This is a genomic window from Flavobacterium sp. MMLR14_040 (assembly GCF_033657265.1).
GTDB lineage: Bacteria > Bacteroidota > Bacteroidia > Flavobacteriales > Flavobacteriaceae > Flavobacterium.
In genome coordinates this window covers 16058-31577 of record NZ_JAWVWO010000017.1, presented here as the reverse complement: position 1 = coordinate 31577, position 15520 = coordinate 16058, and the positions used below count along the sequence as shown (strand labels likewise).

The following is a 15520-nucleotide window of genomic DNA, read 5'->3' as shown; positions in this document are numbered from 1 at the left end:
TTTACTGGTTTCATTTTAAATTCATTTAAAAGTAGTAGTTTTATTACTTAATTTTAAAGGTTGTTTAATTAAATAATGGAATCATGAAAAACATAATTTTTGCTTTCGCATGTTTTTGCAGCAGTTTTTTGATGGCACAAAATGGAATTATGCCCACGGGAAAAATTACTCCGCCTGAAAAAGTAAGGTTTAATTTTGAAAAAGAATATCCTAATAAAGTGCCGGTTTGGTCAATAGAATATGTTGGCGATGATAATGATGAAATTAGATACGAAGCTAAGTTTAATGCGGATAAAAATACGAAGGCACTTGCTGTTTATGATAATTTAGGATATTTAAAAGCGTACGAATTACAAATTCCTTACAGTCAGTTGCCACAGAAAGCGCAGACTTACCTGAAAAAAAATTATCCTGCAAAAGCCATTCATGAAATTGCAGTTGTGGTTGACGATAAAAATAAAACGACATATGAGGTAGGCGTTGAAAAGAATTCGCAATTTTATGATGTTGTCTTCGATAAAAATGGTGGTTTTGATGTTAGTATTCAGAAAGATTAGTAATCTATAAAAAGCCGAAAAGTTAATTTTTGTAAGATTTATACTTCATGTTGTAAAAAGATGTATTTTTATTGCCAGAATAAAAATCAATTTATAATCATGAAAAATTTTTACTTGGCCGCAGCTTTTTTAATTAGTAGTTTGGTAATGGGGCAAAAAAAAGGTGTTTTACCCCCTGCTAATGTAAAAATGGCGTTTGAGAAACAATACCCTAACAAAGCAGCACTTTGGTCGATGGAACAGGGGGATCAGAAAGATGATATAAAATTTAAAGCAAAATTTAACGAAACAGGCACAACTAAAGCATACGCCGTTTATGATGGAAAAGGAGTTTTTAAGGCTTACAAAACACAAATTCAGATAGATCAACTGCCTTTTAAAGCACAGCTTTATCTTAAAAAAGAATATCCGGCTAAGCCTGCGAAGGAAATTTTATTAGTGATTGATGCTCAAAATAATACCACATATAAAGTCGAGGGACAAAATAATATCAAATTTTATGATATTGTTTTTAATAAAGAAGGAGAGGTTCAGTTGTAAAACTAACGTAAATAAAAGGTTGCTTACTAATTCAATTATATTGAAAAGACAAACCCGATCGATTTTTTAAAAAATCTGTCGGGTTTTGTTTTATAAGAAATTAGATAACTGATATCTGAAATTCAATCAGGAGAGTAAAATGCAAAACTTTATTCATTTTTCATTAGGAAGATATTAGTTTTAATTATTTTATTTGTAGCTTTAAACTTATAATAATTATCACATGAGAAATATTTTACTATTCATGGCTTTTTTATATTGCAATTTTTTAATAGCACAAAATGGTATTATAGTACCGCCAGAAAATGTAACGAAATCTTTTGAAAAACAATATTCTAAAAAAAATGTTGTGTGGTCTATTGAGTATGGTAAAGGTGATGATGTTTATTTTGAAGGATCGTTTAATGCTGACGCAAAAAGCAAGGCAATTGTACTTTATGATAGTAATGGCGTTTTTAAATCCTTAAAAACACAAATTACAATTGTCAAATTGCCTTTAAAATCTCAAAATTACCTGAAGAAAAATTATCCGGCCAAAGGAAAAGTCAAGCCTGTCGGCAAGATTTTTTATATGATTGATGATAAAAATAATGAAACATACATTGCAGAAGCAAAAAAAGATAAAAAACTGTACAATATCATCTTCGATAAAACCGGTGAATTTATTAAAAGGATCGAAATAAACATGCTGTAAAAATCAATAGATTTTTAATAGCAAACCCGACAAGTTTTGAAACTTGCCGGGCTTAACCGATCGTGGACTTAGTTAAATTATAACATCATTCTTATAACATCATTCCGCCGGAAACTTCAATGCGTTGTGCATTGATCCAGCGTGCCTCTTCAGTACATAAAAAAGCAACAACCCCGCCAATATCATCTGGTAAACCAACTCTTCCTAACGCAGTAACCGAAGCAATTTGTTGGTTCATTTGTTCATTATCACGAACAACTCCGCCGCCAAAATCAGTTTCGATAGCGCCAGGAGCTACAACATTTGCTCTAATTTTTCTCGCACCTAATTCTTTTGCCTGATACTTTGTTAAAGTTTCGATTGCACCTTTCATTGAAGCATAAGCTGCATAACCAGGAAATGAAAATCTTGCCAAACCAGTTGAAATATTTACAATTCCACCGCCATCATTCATTACGTTAAGTGCTTTTTGAGTCAGGAAAAATGGTCCTTTAAACTGAATATTAGTTAATTGATCAAATTCAGCTTCAGTGGTGCCAACGAAAGAATTATGTATTCCGATTCCGGCGTTGTTTACAAGAAAATCAAATTTATCAGTTTTAAAAGTGTTTTTTAAAGTTACTGAAACACTTTCGAAGAAAGAATCAAAAGTTCCTGAATCGGCAACATTTAATTGAAGTGCCGCAGCATTTTGACCTAAACTTTCGATTTCTTTTACAACTGCATCAGCTTCTTCTTTTTTGCTGTTGTATGTAATAATTACATCAATTCCTTTTTTGGCAATTGCAATTGCCATGTTTTTTCCTAAACCTCTGCTTCCGCCTGTTACTAAAGCGATTTTTGTATTTACTGCCATTTTATTTTAGATTTTAGATTGTTGATTTTACATTATGAAATATCGCCACAGATTAAATGATTATATGGATTAAAAAAAATCTGCTAAATCTGCCAAATCTGCATGAAAAAAATTAAACATATAGAAACATAGATTTTATTTTGAGTTAAAAGATTGAAAAAAGAAACTAGTTTCTAATAAATAGTTTAGCTAATCTATCTTTCTATGTTTGTTTTAATAAAATGAAATGCCTTTTTTCAGCGTATAGAATATCTATGTTTCTATGTGTTTAAAATTATGCGTAACAATAATTAATTACCATGTAACGCATTAAACGAAGCTTTTAATTCCGGTACGCTTGCGTTTAATCTGGTTTCGCTGGTTCCGAAAGTCAATTCGTTTTTACCTTCTTTTAATTGTTCAAAAATTGAAACAATAAAGTCAGCAACGCTTGGATGAGCGTTGTGCAAACCAACTCCACCCAAATCGGTATTCAATGCTGGCGGAATAATTTCAATCACTTCAATGTTTTTTGCTTTTAAAATATGGCGAAGTGAAAGCGTAAACGAACGGAAAAAGGCTTTGGTTGCTGAATAAACGGGAACTTTTGCAAATGGTGAAAATGCCAATCCCGAAGTTACGTTCATCACGGTTGAAAGTGATTTTAAGTTGATGAAAAGTGAAGTTAAATGTAACGGCGCTTCTATATTAGTTGCAAGTTCCGTTTTCATACTTTCATAAAAACCTTCATCATCAACAGAAATCCATTTTTGAATTCCCGCATTGTTTACCAAAACATTCAAATCGCTGTGGTTTTCAGAAATCCATTCATAAAGGGCAATTCGTTCTTTTTCGCTGGATAAATCACAAACCTTTGTAATTACGGTTGGAAATTTTGCTTTTACTTCATTTAAAACTGATTCTCTTCGTCCACAAATAATTACGGTATTGTTTTCTTCAATAAATCTTTGTGTAAGTCCAAGTCCGATGCCGCTTGCACCACCGGTTATTAAAATTTTGTTGTTTGATAATTCCATTTTTTCTGATCTTTAAATTAATAAGACAAAGGTAGGAGTGAAGTAGGAGTGGAGAGTTGTAAATATCAAACCGATGTTTGCGAAATTCAAATCAAAATGAAATTAGATTAGAATTTTTTAAATTCCAAATTCCAATTTTAAAAGCAAAGTTTAGCCCTTGCGAGGAACGACGTGTTCTCCGTGGCGAAAGCAATCTCACTTGTTATATCGACTAAAGTTTACAGGCGTGTAATCGAACGCGGATGACGCGGATTCGCAAGCGAAAACACAGATTATCGCAGATTTTTTTTGTAACGAATCAATCTTTAAATATCTAATTTTCAAGTTTCAAGTTTCCAATTCCAATTTTCAAAATCTAAAATCTACAATCTAAAAGCCAAAGGCGTAATCGTTGTTTGTTTTTTAAAGAAGTTGGAAAAATGTGCCAATTCTTCAAAACCAAGTGAATACGCAATTTCAGAAATGTTCCAATCCGTTTGTTTTAAAAGGATTTTGGCTTCGTTTGTTAATCGGTTGCTGATTAATTCGGTAGTTGTTTTTCCGGTGTTTTCTTTTAAAACCTTGTTTAGATGGTTGACGTGAACGGATAATCTTTCTGCAAAATCTTTGGCAGTTCGAAGTTCTAATCTTTGATGTGGAGATTCTATAGGGAATTGTCTTTCCAGTAATTCTGCAAATAATGAGGAAACTCTAGCTGCTGAATTATGCTTGGAATAAAGTGCTGTTATGGGTTGTAATTTTTGTCCGAAGTGAATTAATTCTGCAACATAATTTCGGATTAAATCGTATTTATAAACATAATCAGAGTTGATTTCTTTTTGTATCTTATTGAAAATCAATTCAACTTCTGAAACTTCTTCATCTGTAAGCTGAAAAATCGGATATCCGTCTGAAGCGAAGATTGGAAGTTCATCAAGATCGATTCCGCTTTTGTTTTTCGATAGAAATTCACTGGTAAATACACAAAATTGCCCGGCCTGATTGGTATCCTGAGGAACATAATTATACGGAATTTTTGGTGTAGCAAATAATAATCCCTGTTTTTCTATTTCGATTATTTTATCTGCATATTCAGATCTGTTTTTGCCTCGAATCAAACTTATTTTGTAATAAGCCCTTCTGTCATAAGGCATAAACGATTTTCCCTGCATTCTTTCTAAAAGTTCTTTGATGTCAAAAATATTAAAGTGACCGATTTCTTTTTTTATGTCGTTGGGTAATAAAGAACTTGGCTCAACAGTGGAACCTTCGGTAATATCCTGATAAAATGAATCCAGAGTTTTCATAAAGGTGAATTGTAAAATTCAAATATACGAAAAATATTTACAGGATGTTTTTTTGCCACAAAGGCACTAAGGCACAAAGTTTATTTTGTTGGGATTCTTTTCTTTTTTTATTCTTAAAGAAAAAGCGCAAGAAACTTCAAAAAGCATTTCTGTTTGTAATGGTTGAAGTTCATTGGTATTTTTTAAATATAGCCCACGGTTTCAACCGTGGGAGACGTATTATTGAAATGTATTATGAAAATGTATTATGAAAATGTATTGTAAAAATGTATTGTGCATGTATTGTGCTCCAACGGTTGAAACCGTTGGCTATGTTTATATATTGTGTTTTTTAATTTTTGTGTCTCAACGCCTTAGTGGCAAAACTAAAACAAGCTCCCCTGAATTAATTCTGGCAATGGATTATTGCCAAAATTAAAAGTATCAATTACAAAAAACTGTTTTTTAACAGGATCCAGTTCTCTTAATACAATTTCGCAGCATAAAAAATCAAGATTAATTGTGGTAAAAAGCTGTGAAGCAATTTTAAGATTTTCGGGAATTAATTTTCTGCCAATAGACATATGAGGATCATCGCTTTTCTTCAATTTTAAAGGTTTTAAAGCTTCCTGAGTTTTTTTCATGATCGGCTTTAAAAGGTTAGTTGAGTCTTCATTTGGAGCAATAAAAAATGCGCCATTTACATAAGATCCAAAATGATTTAAATTTACCTGAAAAGGAGTAAACGTATCGCAGGTTTTAAAAAGCTTTTGTTTGTATTTATCGATTTGAGATTCGTCAATGGTGAATTCGCAGATCGTAATATGCGCTACAGAATTGCAGCTATTGTACCAATCTATTTTGCTTTTTAAATAATCCTTCATTGTTTTGACGGCATCAATTACATCTTTTGAAGGATAAATGGCAACCGAATATTTTTTTTCCATTTGTGATTTGATTTACACAAATTTAAAATTTAAATTGAGTTTGAATGTTGTTTAGTAAGCTTTGATTTCTATTTTTACATTATTAAGAAATGATATTATGGATCTAAAGAGATTATTTAATACAGCAATTTCAAGAATATTATTCAAAAACATTTTAGTCTTTGATTTACCAAAACTTGGTTTAACTCTTAATTTTCCAAAATATTTATGGAGTTATAGAAAAGTTGATAGAAATCAATTTTGGTTTGTAAATAAAGAAAATAATCAAGCATTAATTTTTGAGTATTTTGATGATAAAATATATATTGAAGAAGATGTCAAAAATGAATTATATAATATTTTTTCGCTTTCTAAAATCGCTGATTTTGATGTATTTTTAAAATGTCATAGATTCATTGAATACTCTACATTAGAATATTCATGGATAATTATCCATTCTGGAATAAAATTTAAATTTTCATGTTCAATTTCAGATAAGAAAAGTGTAGATGAAAAAGATAATGATTATCTACAAGCATGTTCGATTTTAAATACTTTGAAAATTAGCCGTCAATAGATCGGGACTCATGATTTTTTAAAATCAAAATTCAAACTGTGCCGTTAAAGCTGCATAAAATAATATTCGCGTGGGAACGGATTAAAATCCATCCCCTACAAAACAAATCGAATCTACAATTCTTTACTATTAGAATTTAAACTGCGCCGTCAACGCTGCATAAAAATAATCTTTTCCTGTACCCACTTCTTTTAAGAATGAACCTGCATTAAACCAACCGCTTTCTAATGTAAAGGATAGAAAATCATTGACAGTGTAATCTAAGTTAGAGATGAATTGTGAGCCTATAAAACGCTCTGTGGTATCTTTTCCGGAATACAACAATTGCATATTTGGCGCATAAATACCATCATTTATCGTTTGTCTCCAGAAAATATCACAATCAAATCCAAGGCCTAATTTTTCAGTTAATGTAAAATCAATCGAAGGATGAATATCAATTAAATTGGATGGACCAATTAAAGCAACTAATCCAAAATAGGCACCTCTTGGATATAAGGGATTAAAGGTTTGTAAATGATTATCGTCTGAACTTTTATCTCCTGAAATAATTTCTGTTTTAAGTCCAATTTCAGGTTTGAATTTTACTTCTGAAAAAGTATAACAGGCAAAGGAAGAAAGGGTCCAGGCTGAAATGGTTTTTTGATCTACGTTTCCGAATTGATACAATCCTTCAAAATCATATTTCCAGTTTCCTTTGTTTTTCCAGATTCTTGTTCCTACAGACTGGCGATTTTCTTCTCCAACAGCATCATCAAAAACGGCTCTTTTTTTCCATAAACCTAAATAATAAAAATCAATATTCTGAATAAAAGGAACTTTATGAATTACAGTATAACTTCCCCAGAATTGCGCGTTTTCATTAAATTCATCATTAAAAGTTCCCTGTTTATTGGCGATAGGATGCGTATAAAAGGCGTCTGTTTGCCAATTGTTTTTTCTGTAAAATAATTTGACAGCATCAAAAGCAAGGCGGCTGTTTGGACCTTCGCGAACTGATATTAAGCGCTGTGACCCGTACGACATTTCCTGTCTTCCTGAACGTAATGTAAATCGTTCGTTTTCATTTTTAATAAAATCAATATCCAGAAATGCCTGATGAAAGTCCAGTTCATTTTCATCAACCGGACTTGGATCCATTTTACTGTTGGCTAAACTGCTTTGCAATTCAACAAAAGTCCTGAAAGCTCCTAAATGAACATCTGCATGAAGCAAATAACGAGAAAGTACATAACCGTCGCCTTCATCAGAGTCATCGCCCCATTTATCATTTATGGTATAAGTATATTGCAATCTTGCCTCGCCGCCAATACTAGCATAATAGTTACTGTTTTGGCTGAGTGGAATATATTTGATTTTTTCGTACCAATTTCTGGTAGAATCCTTCAAATAAGTCAAATCATCGTCATATCGCAGCTTTTGAAAAACTGGTCTTTGTTGTGCATTTGCCGAAAAAGTAATTCCCAAAAGCAACAATAATCGAAATATATTCTTCATAATTTAGTTTTTTTGATATCCACCAAAATAGTTTACAGGACTCCAATCCGGAATTGCTTTTGGAGTTGGCTGTGCAAAGGTTCTAAAAGCATCATTTGCATAAACCACTTTTCCATTTACAACAGTAAGTTCAGATTCGATGTTTAATATTTTTTCTTCCTGCGTGTTGAAATAATCATCAGAAAGAATGGCGAAGTCAGCCAGTTTATTTGCAGCAAGCATTCCGCGGTCTTTTTCTAAATTAATTAATTGTGCACTTCCGTAGGTAAAAAGTTTTAAGGCAGCAGTTCTGTCCTGAATATTTTCGTCGTTCATGTATTTTAAACCGCCAAGAGTTTTTCCGGTTGTTAGCCAATACAAACCAACCCACGGATTGTAGCTGGCAACACGAGTTCCGTCGGTCCCCATTCCAACTTTGATTCCCATGTCAAGAATCTTTTTTAGCGGAACGGTGTTTGCAGCAGCCGTTTTTCCATATCTTTTAATAAAACTTTCTCCCTGATAAGCCATTCTGTGCTGAATTGCCAAACCTCCGTTTAAAGTTTTAATACGTTTTAAATTTTCTACAGAAACCGTTTCTCCGTGATCGAAAAACCATAAAAGTCCGTTTAAAGGTGTTTCTTTATCAATTTCTTCAATAACGTTTAAGAAACGTGTAATGCTTTCATTATAAGTAGCATGAATTCTAAAAGGCCATCTGTTTTTTACCAAAAGAGAAAGAACAGATTTTAGCTGACCTTCCATTGCAGGACTTAATTCGGGTCTTGGTTTGTCAAAGTTTTCAAAATCTCCGGCGCTCATTACCAGGTTTTCTCCGGCTCCCTGAGCGTGATATTCTACTTTATCTGTATCGTGATCGTCACAGCCTTCGCCAATTTCGACTGTGCTTACCCATTTTGTATAATCGTTAAGTTCGCTTCCTGCTTTTTGAGCAAACAAATAATAAGGCATTCTGATGGTAAGATCACTGTCTTTGCATAATCCGTTTGTTACGCCGTAATCGTCAGGGAAGTTTTGAAAACCACCTCCTGCATCAATAATGGCTGTTACTCCAAGACGATTCATTTCGGTCATGAATTGTTTTGTTGAGTTTATTTTTTCTTCCGGAGAAAGTTCAGGAAGTTTAGAAAGTGTTGAGTATAAAATAAACGCGTTTGGTTCGGCAACCAATAATCCGGTTGGGTTTCCGCTGGCATCTTTTTCTAAAAGTCCGCCATTTGGGTTTGGTGTATTTGCATCTATTTTTAAAGCTGTTAATCCGGCTTTGTTAAGATAAGCGTGTCCATACAAATGAAGAACAAAAGTTGGAACATCACCTGTTGCCTCGTTTATTTCTTCCAGAGTTGGTAGTCTTTTTTCTTCAAATTGATAAGCATTCCACCCGCCAACAACACGAACCCATTGTCCTTTTGGAGTTCTTTGTGCCTGCTCTTTCAGCATTGCCAAAGCTCTTTTTAAAGATCGAACGCCATCCCAGCGTAATTCGGTATTAAAGAATCTTCCGCCACGAATAATATGCATATGAGAATCAAATAGTCCCGGAATAATTACTTTTCCTTTTGCATCTATTACAGTGGTTTTTTTGTCTTTTAATTTTAAAATTTCACTGTTTTTTCCTGTTTTCAAAATTTTACCATCGGCTACAGCCATAGCTTCAACAATTGTGTTTTTATCATCCAAAGTATGAATAAGGGCATGATGAACGATAAGTGTGGCTTTTTTGCCTTGAGCGAAAATAGGCAACGAAATGATTAATAAAAAGGCTAGTATTTTGATATTCAGTTTCATAATAATGGTTTTTATTGGGTTTTGGGTAAAAAAAAGGCTGTGACTTAACACAGCCTTTTCGGTCAACCAACTAATAACAATTTTTTAATTAGTGTTTTAGCATTTCGTGAGCGTATTGTACACCTACACCGTATGCACCACCGTATTTTTTAACAAGGTCTGTTACGGCTACATAAGTTCCCTGACGTGCCCAGTCACGTTGTAATTCTAATAAATATTGTAATGAAGTTATTGGGTGAGCACCTGCCTGAACCATGCGGGTTACAGCCATTTCGTGAGCTTCTTTAGAAACATCTCCACTTGCATCTGTAATAACATACACATCATAACCTTCGTTTATCGCTGATAATGTTGGTCCTACGATACAAACACTTGTCCATAATCCTCCAAAAACGATTTTCTTTTTACCTTTTTCAGTAATTGCTTTGTGAGCAGGAACATCTTCCCATGTATTCATTGAAGTACGATCAATGTAGTTTGAAGTTTTTTGTGGATAAAATTCTTCGATTTCTTTAAAAACTGGTCCGCTGAATGATTTTTCGGCCACGGTTGTAACAATTGTTGGAACTTTGAAGATTTTTGAAGCTCCTGCAACTAAAGCGGTGTTGTTTCTAAGCTGATCAATTGGAATGCTGCTTACTGCAAATGCCATTTGGCTTTCATAATCAATAAGTACCAATGTATGGTTTGTTGGATCTAGTAATGCCGGACTTGGTTTTTGTGCGAAACCTATAAAAGTTACAAATAATAAAGCTGCTGTTAAGATTAATTTTTTCATGATAATTAAATTTTGTTGTTGATAAATGGTTTTTTTTAAATTATTTTGCATTTGATTTTCAACGTCTTGCATTCAAATGGAATGCCTTATTTTTAAAGCGTTGATTTTAAAAGGTTTTTCAAAAAAGGCAATAAAGATTTTAACGATATATCGTCAATTTAACATTGGATATTCGTGAATACGATATTTAAAGCTTTTAGTGAATTTTAAAAAGGAAATCTCTGGTACCTAAATTTTTCCTTTAAGATATAATCGGTGTTGTATTTCGGACTTTAATAAGCCGCTTCCGCCACCAAAATGTTCAATTACTTCTACTTCTGGCTGATGTTTTAAACAAAAAGAAGTAAACTCTTTTTCGATATGATCTTCGATTCCGGAACTCAACAGAACAATATCGATTTTGTTGTTTAGAAAATGTTTTTGAGCAATTACTTCATCGTTGAAACTTACTCCATTCCAATTCTCATTTGCGTTTACAAGTCGAAGTAAAATTGGTAAGATTTCTTCGTTTTTTCCGAGTATTAAAAATTCTAATATTTTCATGATTCAGTAATTTATTTTACAAATGTAGCAGTTAAAAAGATTGTGATAACTTAATCTAGAACAAGAACTTAAATTTTTATTTAATTGTTTTTTTAAGAATTAAGGTTATCAATTTTTCTAAGAACTACCAATTTATTTGACAAATGTAGCGGTTAAAAAGAAGGTGATAACTTAACCTAGGACAAGAACTAATTTTTTGTTTTTAATTGTCTTTTTTAAGAATTAAGAATCATCAATTTTTCTAAGAACTATTAATTTATTTGACAAATGTAGCAGTTAAAAAGAAGGTGATAACTTAACCTAGGACAAGAACTAAATTTTTGTTTTTAATTGTCTTTTTTAAGAATTAAGAATCATCAATTTTTCTAAGAACTTATTAATTTATTTGACAAATGTAGCAGTTAAAAAGAAGGTGATAACTTAACCTAGGACAAGAACTAATTCTTTGCTTTTAATTGCTTTTTTAGGAATGAAACTTTCGACTTTCTAAGAACTACAAATTCTTTTACAAATGTATAAGTGAGAGAGATCTTGATGACTTAATCCAGGACAAGAAAAAAAATTAAAATTTTTAATTGCTGATTTCTTAAGAATGAAAAATGTAGAATATTAATAAAGAAGAGCTTAGCATCTTAGAACCTTAGCGACTTAGTAACTTTCTTTTTAAATAATGTTAGAATGTGGAAAACCGTAAGCTATTTTAAAAAGTAGCTTGTAGTTTTGCGCTTTGAAAGTAAGGATACGGGAGTTTTTGACTTTTGATATCTCTTGCTTTTATATTACAGGTTTTTTGGAAAAAAACAAGTTTAGTTAAAACAAAATTTGACAAATCATTGATCGTGGTCGTTGTATCATTTTGAAAATAAATACAATACTGTCTAATTTTTATAGGGTTTTTAGATTGGCTACACGTTAGCTAATTTGAAAACCCTTTTTTATTTAACCTAATAAAAGAATTCCGGTAATCCAGAAGTTGATAATATCCCAGTTAATTTTTATTTTTTGTGGAGAAAAGCCATAAAAACTTTTAAAAGCAGCCGAAAAATGTGAAACATCTTTATAACCACATTTATAGGCCACTTCGCTTACAGTCAAGCCCTTACTTTTAAATAATTCCTTTGCGTTTTCCATTCTGAGTTTGATGATATAACTCTTCACAGTAGTTCCAAAACAAGCTTTAAAACCCTTTTTTAGCTTGAATTCGTTTAACGAAATCATTCTGGAAAGTTCTGTTAGTGTAGGAGCATGGGCGCAATCTTTTTCAATAATTAGCTTGGCTTCCTGTAGTTTAGCGTATTCGTCTTCATTTACATTTTCGCTAATTAACGGCTGTTCAATAATCGCTTCGAGCTGATGAATTAGCAATTCTTTAATTTTGGTTTCAATATACATTTTCTTTAAAGCTCCCTGACGTGTACAGCTTTTAATTTCGTGTATAATCCATTGAATGCTCGCAGTAAACGGAATATATTTTGAAGTTAAATAAGTGGATTTTTTAAGAAGAATGTTTTTTGAAAATTTTTTGTGTAGTTCCCAATCTTCATTTATAATATTATAATAGAAGTCTTTTGTTAAAATAATACATAAGTAATTCGTTTGTTCGAAAGCGGGAATTTTAAAAGTGCCTTTAAATTTTGTGGTATAGAAAATATTGTGTGTGTTATCTTTAAGATATTTTTCATTTTCCAGCTGCTCAATATCAGTTTCAATGTTATTGCAATTTATAAAATCCATCACGATACACTCGTCGCTAATTTCAAATACTTCTGTTTGAGGTTTCTCAAAATACATCTGAGTATCAATTAAAACCATTCCGTCTGTCGCTAAAATGGTACTTTTTATATTTTCTAAATCTCCGTTTTCTATTTGAATATTTTCTTCAGATAAATGACTTTTTGGGTCATAATGTTCTTTTATTTCAATTTTTAAAATTGGTTTTTCGTAGGCTGATAATGTCGATTTGATTTTCAAAATATAATCCGTTTTTACAAAATAATAATCCGTTTTTCCCTAACTTTTTTGGAGTAGTTGAGAGTACTTTTGCGGCAAAGTTATTTATAATTAGTCTAATTAAACACATGACAACTTACAAATTTTTATTCTCAAGTATAATTTTTCTCTTTTCGTTATTATCATTTTCCCAGCAAAACCAAGGAGTTTCGATCACCGGACAGGTCAAAGAAAATTCTGGGCAGACAATTCCGTATGCGACAATTTTTATAGAAAAAACTGACTTAAGCATGATTTCTGATGAAAATGGAAACTTTACTTTCAAGAATGTTAAGCCGGGAAAATATACTTTAAAAATTACCGCAATTGGTTTTTCGAACTATAAAAAGCATATTGAAGTTTTAAATAGTGACATTAATTTTCAGGTTCAATTAGAAAGTGAATTACAGGAATTAGAAAGTGTTACAGTGCTGGGACGAACAGCAACAGACAAAGTAAATAAACAAGCATATAGTGTTACGGCGATAGATGCTAAAAAACTGCATAATACTACATTGGATTTATCACACGCATTAGACCGTGTTTCAGGAGTACGCGTTCGTGAGCAGGGCGGAGTAGGTTCTCAGTCAGAGCTTTCTATTAATGGTTTTTCGGGTAATCAAATTAAAGTTTTTATTGATGGAATTCCGATGGATAATTTTGGTTCTTCTTTTCAGTTGAATAATATTCCCATCAATCTTGCCGATCGCGTTGAAGTTTATAAAGGTGTAGTACCTATTTGGCTTGGCGGAGATGCTTTGGGTGGTGCTGTAAATATTGTGACGAACTCTAAGCCAAGAACTTATATAGACGCTTCGTATTCTTTTGGATCATTTAATACACATAAAAGTGCCATAAATGCAGGATATACGGCAAAAAGCGGATTTACTACTGAAATCAATGCTTTCCAGAATTATTCTGATAATAATTACTGGGTAAATGTTGAAGCAGCAGACTTAAATACCGGTAAATATTTTCCAAATGCACGAGTAAGAAGATTTCACGATACGTACCATAACGAAACAGTAATTGTAAATATTGGTGTAACAGGAAAAAAATATGCTGATAAATTATTAATTGGTTTTACAGGCGGACAAAACAAGGCCGATATTCAGACAGGAGCAAGAATGAAAGCAGTTTTTGGAAGCCGATATTCTCAGGGTAATATTTTAATGCCAACAATAAAATATCAGGTAAAAGATCTATTTACAAAAGGTTTGAATTTGAATGTAAACGGAAATTATAATTTTGGGGAAGAACAAACGGTTGACACGACTTTCATAAAATATAACTGGTTTGGAGAATCAATAACATATCCCGGTAACGGAGGAGAGAAAAGCAGAACTTTAATGAAGCTTCGTGATAATAATGGTATCGTAACTGCAAATGCAACATACACATTAAGCGAAAGACATTCTTTTATGCTAAATAACACGTTTACAACTTTTGATCGTAAACAAGAAGATGAGTTAGTTCCAGAATCTGTGGCTTATCAGCAGCCCAGAAAAACACAAAAAAACATTTTAGGCGCGGGGTATAAATTCGATTATAATGAAAAATGGAGTACTTCTTTATTTTTAAAAGATTATAATTTACATACCAACTACTCAAGAAGTTATAATCCGAGCGGCAATACGGGTGATATTGCTTATCAAAGATATGAAGATCATACTTCTACACTTGGTTACGGTCTTGCAAGCAGTTATTATTTAAGACAAAATTTACAGATAAAAGGCTCCTTTGAGAAAAGTTACAGACTTCCGTCTTCGCGAGAACTTTTTGGAAGTCCGAACGATAATGTTGCTTCAAATATCGATTTAAAGCCAGAAGCCAGTTACAACTATAATTTAGGTTTAAGTTATCAGGCCAGTTTTAATAAGGCGAATGCATTAACATTTGATGTGAATTTTATGTATCGTAATGCGAAGGATTTTATTCGAAATACCTTGTTTACAAATCAGGTTGACAGCTACTCTGTTAACCTTGGTAAAATGACAAACTACGGTGTTGACGGAGAGATTAGATACTCATACCGCAATAAATTTACAACTGGTGTAAATATGACGTATCAGAATTTACGAAACATGACGAAATATGAGCCGGAACAAGAGTACGTCTCCTATTTCTATAAAGACAGAATCCCTAACATTCCATATATGTTTGGTAACTACGATGCAACAGTATTTTTTAATGACTTATTTAAGAAAGGTAATAATTTATCTGTTGGATATAACTTTCTATATGTTCATACATATTATTTGTCATGGCCAAGTATGGGAACCAAAGAAGATAAGTTAGATATTCCAGCGCAATACAACCACGATTTTAATGTAGTATATACACTGGCAAACGGAAAATATAATATTGCTCTTGAATGTAAAAATGCATTTGACAATAAGCTTTATGACAATTTTTCACTGCAAAAACCAAGTCGCGCTTTTTATATAAAATTCAGATACTTCTTTAATAAATCAAATAAATAAATTTTAAAAAC

At 32.2% G+C, this 15520-nt stretch carries 14 protein-coding genes; 5 read left to right on the top strand and 9 right to left on the bottom strand.

Annotated features, from left to right (window positions below; genetic code table 11):
* Positions 1–83 precede the first annotated feature (83 nt).
* The 3 genes from SD960_RS18505 (at position 84) to SD960_RS18495 (ending at position 1791) form a co-directional block, all read left to right on the top strand.
* Positions 84–557 (top strand): PepSY-like domain-containing protein, encoded by a 474-nt coding sequence (locus tag SD960_RS18505; protein WP_318805231.1) that lies wholly within the window; start codon positions 84–86, stop codon positions 555–557.
* 99 nt (positions 558–656) lie between these two features.
* A complete protein-coding gene (locus SD960_RS18500; RefSeq protein ID WP_318805230.1) occupies positions 657–1097 on the top strand; it encodes a hypothetical protein in 441 nt (146 codons plus the stop codon).
* Positions 1098–1320: 223 nt separating this feature from the next.
* Entirely contained in the window at positions 1321–1791 is a 471-nt protein-coding gene (locus SD960_RS18495) for a hypothetical protein (RefSeq protein WP_318805229.1), read from the top strand.
* A gap of 91 nt (positions 1792–1882) precedes the next feature.
* On the opposite strand, the gene SD960_RS18490 is transcribed toward SD960_RS18495, so the two are convergent.
* From SD960_RS18490 to SD960_RS18475, 4 genes are all read right to left on the bottom strand, one after another.
* A complete protein-coding gene (locus SD960_RS18490; RefSeq protein WP_318805227.1) occupies positions 1883–2647 on the bottom strand; it encodes an SDR family NAD(P)-dependent oxidoreductase in 765 nt (254 codons plus the stop codon).
* Between the two features lie 290 nt (positions 2648–2937).
* A complete protein-coding gene (locus tag SD960_RS18485) occupies positions 2938–3663 on the bottom strand; it encodes an SDR family oxidoreductase (protein WP_318805226.1) in 726 nt (241 codons plus the stop codon).
* A 362-nt stretch (positions 3664–4025) separates the two neighbouring features.
* Positions 4026–4949 (bottom strand): helix-turn-helix transcriptional regulator, encoded by a 924-nt coding sequence (locus SD960_RS18480; protein ID WP_318805225.1) that lies wholly within the window; start codon positions 4947–4949, stop codon positions 4026–4028.
* Positions 4950–5314: 365 nt separating this feature from the next.
* Complete coding sequence (locus SD960_RS18475; RefSeq protein WP_318805223.1) at positions 5315–5875, bottom strand: 2'-5' RNA ligase family protein; 561 nt, start codon at positions 5873–5875, stop codon at positions 5315–5317.
* A 97-nt stretch (positions 5876–5972) separates the two neighbouring features.
* Here SD960_RS18475 and SD960_RS18470 point away from each other — a divergent pair, with 97 nt between their 5' ends.
* On the top strand, positions 5973–6431 hold the full coding sequence (locus tag SD960_RS18470) for a hypothetical protein (protein ID WP_318805222.1): 459 nt from the start codon (positions 5973–5975) through the stop codon (positions 6429–6431).
* Positions 6432–6560: 129 nt separating this feature from the next.
* On the opposite strand, the gene SD960_RS18465 is transcribed toward SD960_RS18470, so the two are convergent.
* From SD960_RS18465 to SD960_RS18445, 5 genes are all read right to left on the bottom strand, one after another.
* The gene (locus SD960_RS18465; protein ID WP_318805221.1) at positions 6561–7928 is read right to left on the bottom strand and encodes an alginate export family protein; all 1368 of its coding nucleotides are present in this window, start codon (positions 7926–7928) and stop codon (positions 6561–6563) included.
* 3 nt (positions 7929–7931) lie between these two features.
* On the bottom strand, positions 7932–9716 hold the full coding sequence (locus tag SD960_RS18460; RefSeq protein WP_318805220.1) for an amidohydrolase: 1785 nt from the start codon (positions 9714–9716) through the stop codon (positions 7932–7934).
* Positions 9717–9804: 88 nt separating this feature from the next.
* On the bottom strand, positions 9805–10494 hold the full coding sequence (locus SD960_RS18455) for a hydrolase (RefSeq protein WP_318805219.1): 690 nt from the start codon (positions 10492–10494) through the stop codon (positions 9805–9807).
* Positions 10495–10722: 228 nt separating this feature from the next.
* Complete coding sequence (locus SD960_RS18450; protein WP_318805218.1) at positions 10723–11037, bottom strand: hypothetical protein; 315 nt, start codon at positions 11035–11037, stop codon at positions 10723–10725.
* Positions 11038–11976: 939 nt separating this feature from the next.
* A complete protein-coding gene (locus tag SD960_RS18445; protein ID WP_318805217.1) occupies positions 11977–13008 on the bottom strand; it encodes an AraC family transcriptional regulator in 1032 nt (343 codons plus the stop codon).
* A gap of 107 nt (positions 13009–13115) precedes the next feature.
* Between SD960_RS18445 and SD960_RS18440 the strand changes: the two genes are divergently transcribed.
* Positions 13116–15509: a TonB-dependent receptor gene (locus tag SD960_RS18440; protein WP_318805216.1), complete on the top strand. Its 2394-nt coding sequence runs from the start codon at positions 13116–13118 to the stop codon at positions 15507–15509.
* Positions 15510–15520: the final 11 nt, after the last annotated feature.

Coding starts and splice junctions, on each gene's coding strand:
- SD960_RS18485 (WP_318805226.1), bottom strand. CDS start 3,663: ATGGAATTATCAAACAACAAAATTTTAATAACCGGTGGTGCAAGCGGC.
- SD960_RS18470 (WP_318805222.1), top strand. CDS start 5,973: ATGGATCTAAAGAGATTATTTAATACAGCAATTTCAAGAATATTATTC.
- SD960_RS18480 (WP_318805225.1), bottom strand. CDS start 4,949: ATGAAAACTCTGGATTCATTTTATCAGGATATTACCGAAGGTTCCACT.
- SD960_RS18495 (WP_318805229.1), top strand. CDS start 1,321: ATGAGAAATATTTTACTATTCATGGCTTTTTTATATTGCAATTTTTTA.
- SD960_RS18455 (WP_318805219.1), bottom strand. CDS start 10,494: ATGAAAAAATTAATCTTAACAGCAGCTTTATTATTTGTAACTTTTATA.
- SD960_RS18475 (WP_318805223.1), bottom strand. CDS start 5,875: ATGGAAAAAAAATATTCGGTTGCCATTTATCCTTCAAAAGATGTAATT.
- SD960_RS18450 (WP_318805218.1), bottom strand. CDS start 11,037: ATGAAAATATTAGAATTTTTAATACTCGGAAAAAACGAAGAAATCTTA.
- SD960_RS18505 (WP_318805231.1), top strand. CDS start 84: ATGAAAAACATAATTTTTGCTTTCGCATGTTTTTGCAGCAGTTTTTTG.
- SD960_RS18490 (WP_318805227.1), bottom strand. CDS start 2,647: ATGGCAGTAAATACAAAAATCGCTTTAGTAACAGGCGGAAGCAGAGGT.
- SD960_RS18440 (WP_318805216.1), top strand. CDS start 13,116: ATGACAACTTACAAATTTTTATTCTCAAGTATAATTTTTCTCTTTTCG.
- SD960_RS18500 (WP_318805230.1), top strand. CDS start 657: ATGAAAAATTTTTACTTGGCCGCAGCTTTTTTAATTAGTAGTTTGGTA.
- SD960_RS18465 (WP_318805221.1), bottom strand. CDS start 7,928: ATGAAGAATATATTTCGATTATTGTTGCTTTTGGGAATTACTTTTTCG.
- SD960_RS18460 (WP_318805220.1), bottom strand. CDS start 9,716: ATGAAACTGAATATCAAAATACTAGCCTTTTTATTAATCATTTCGTTG.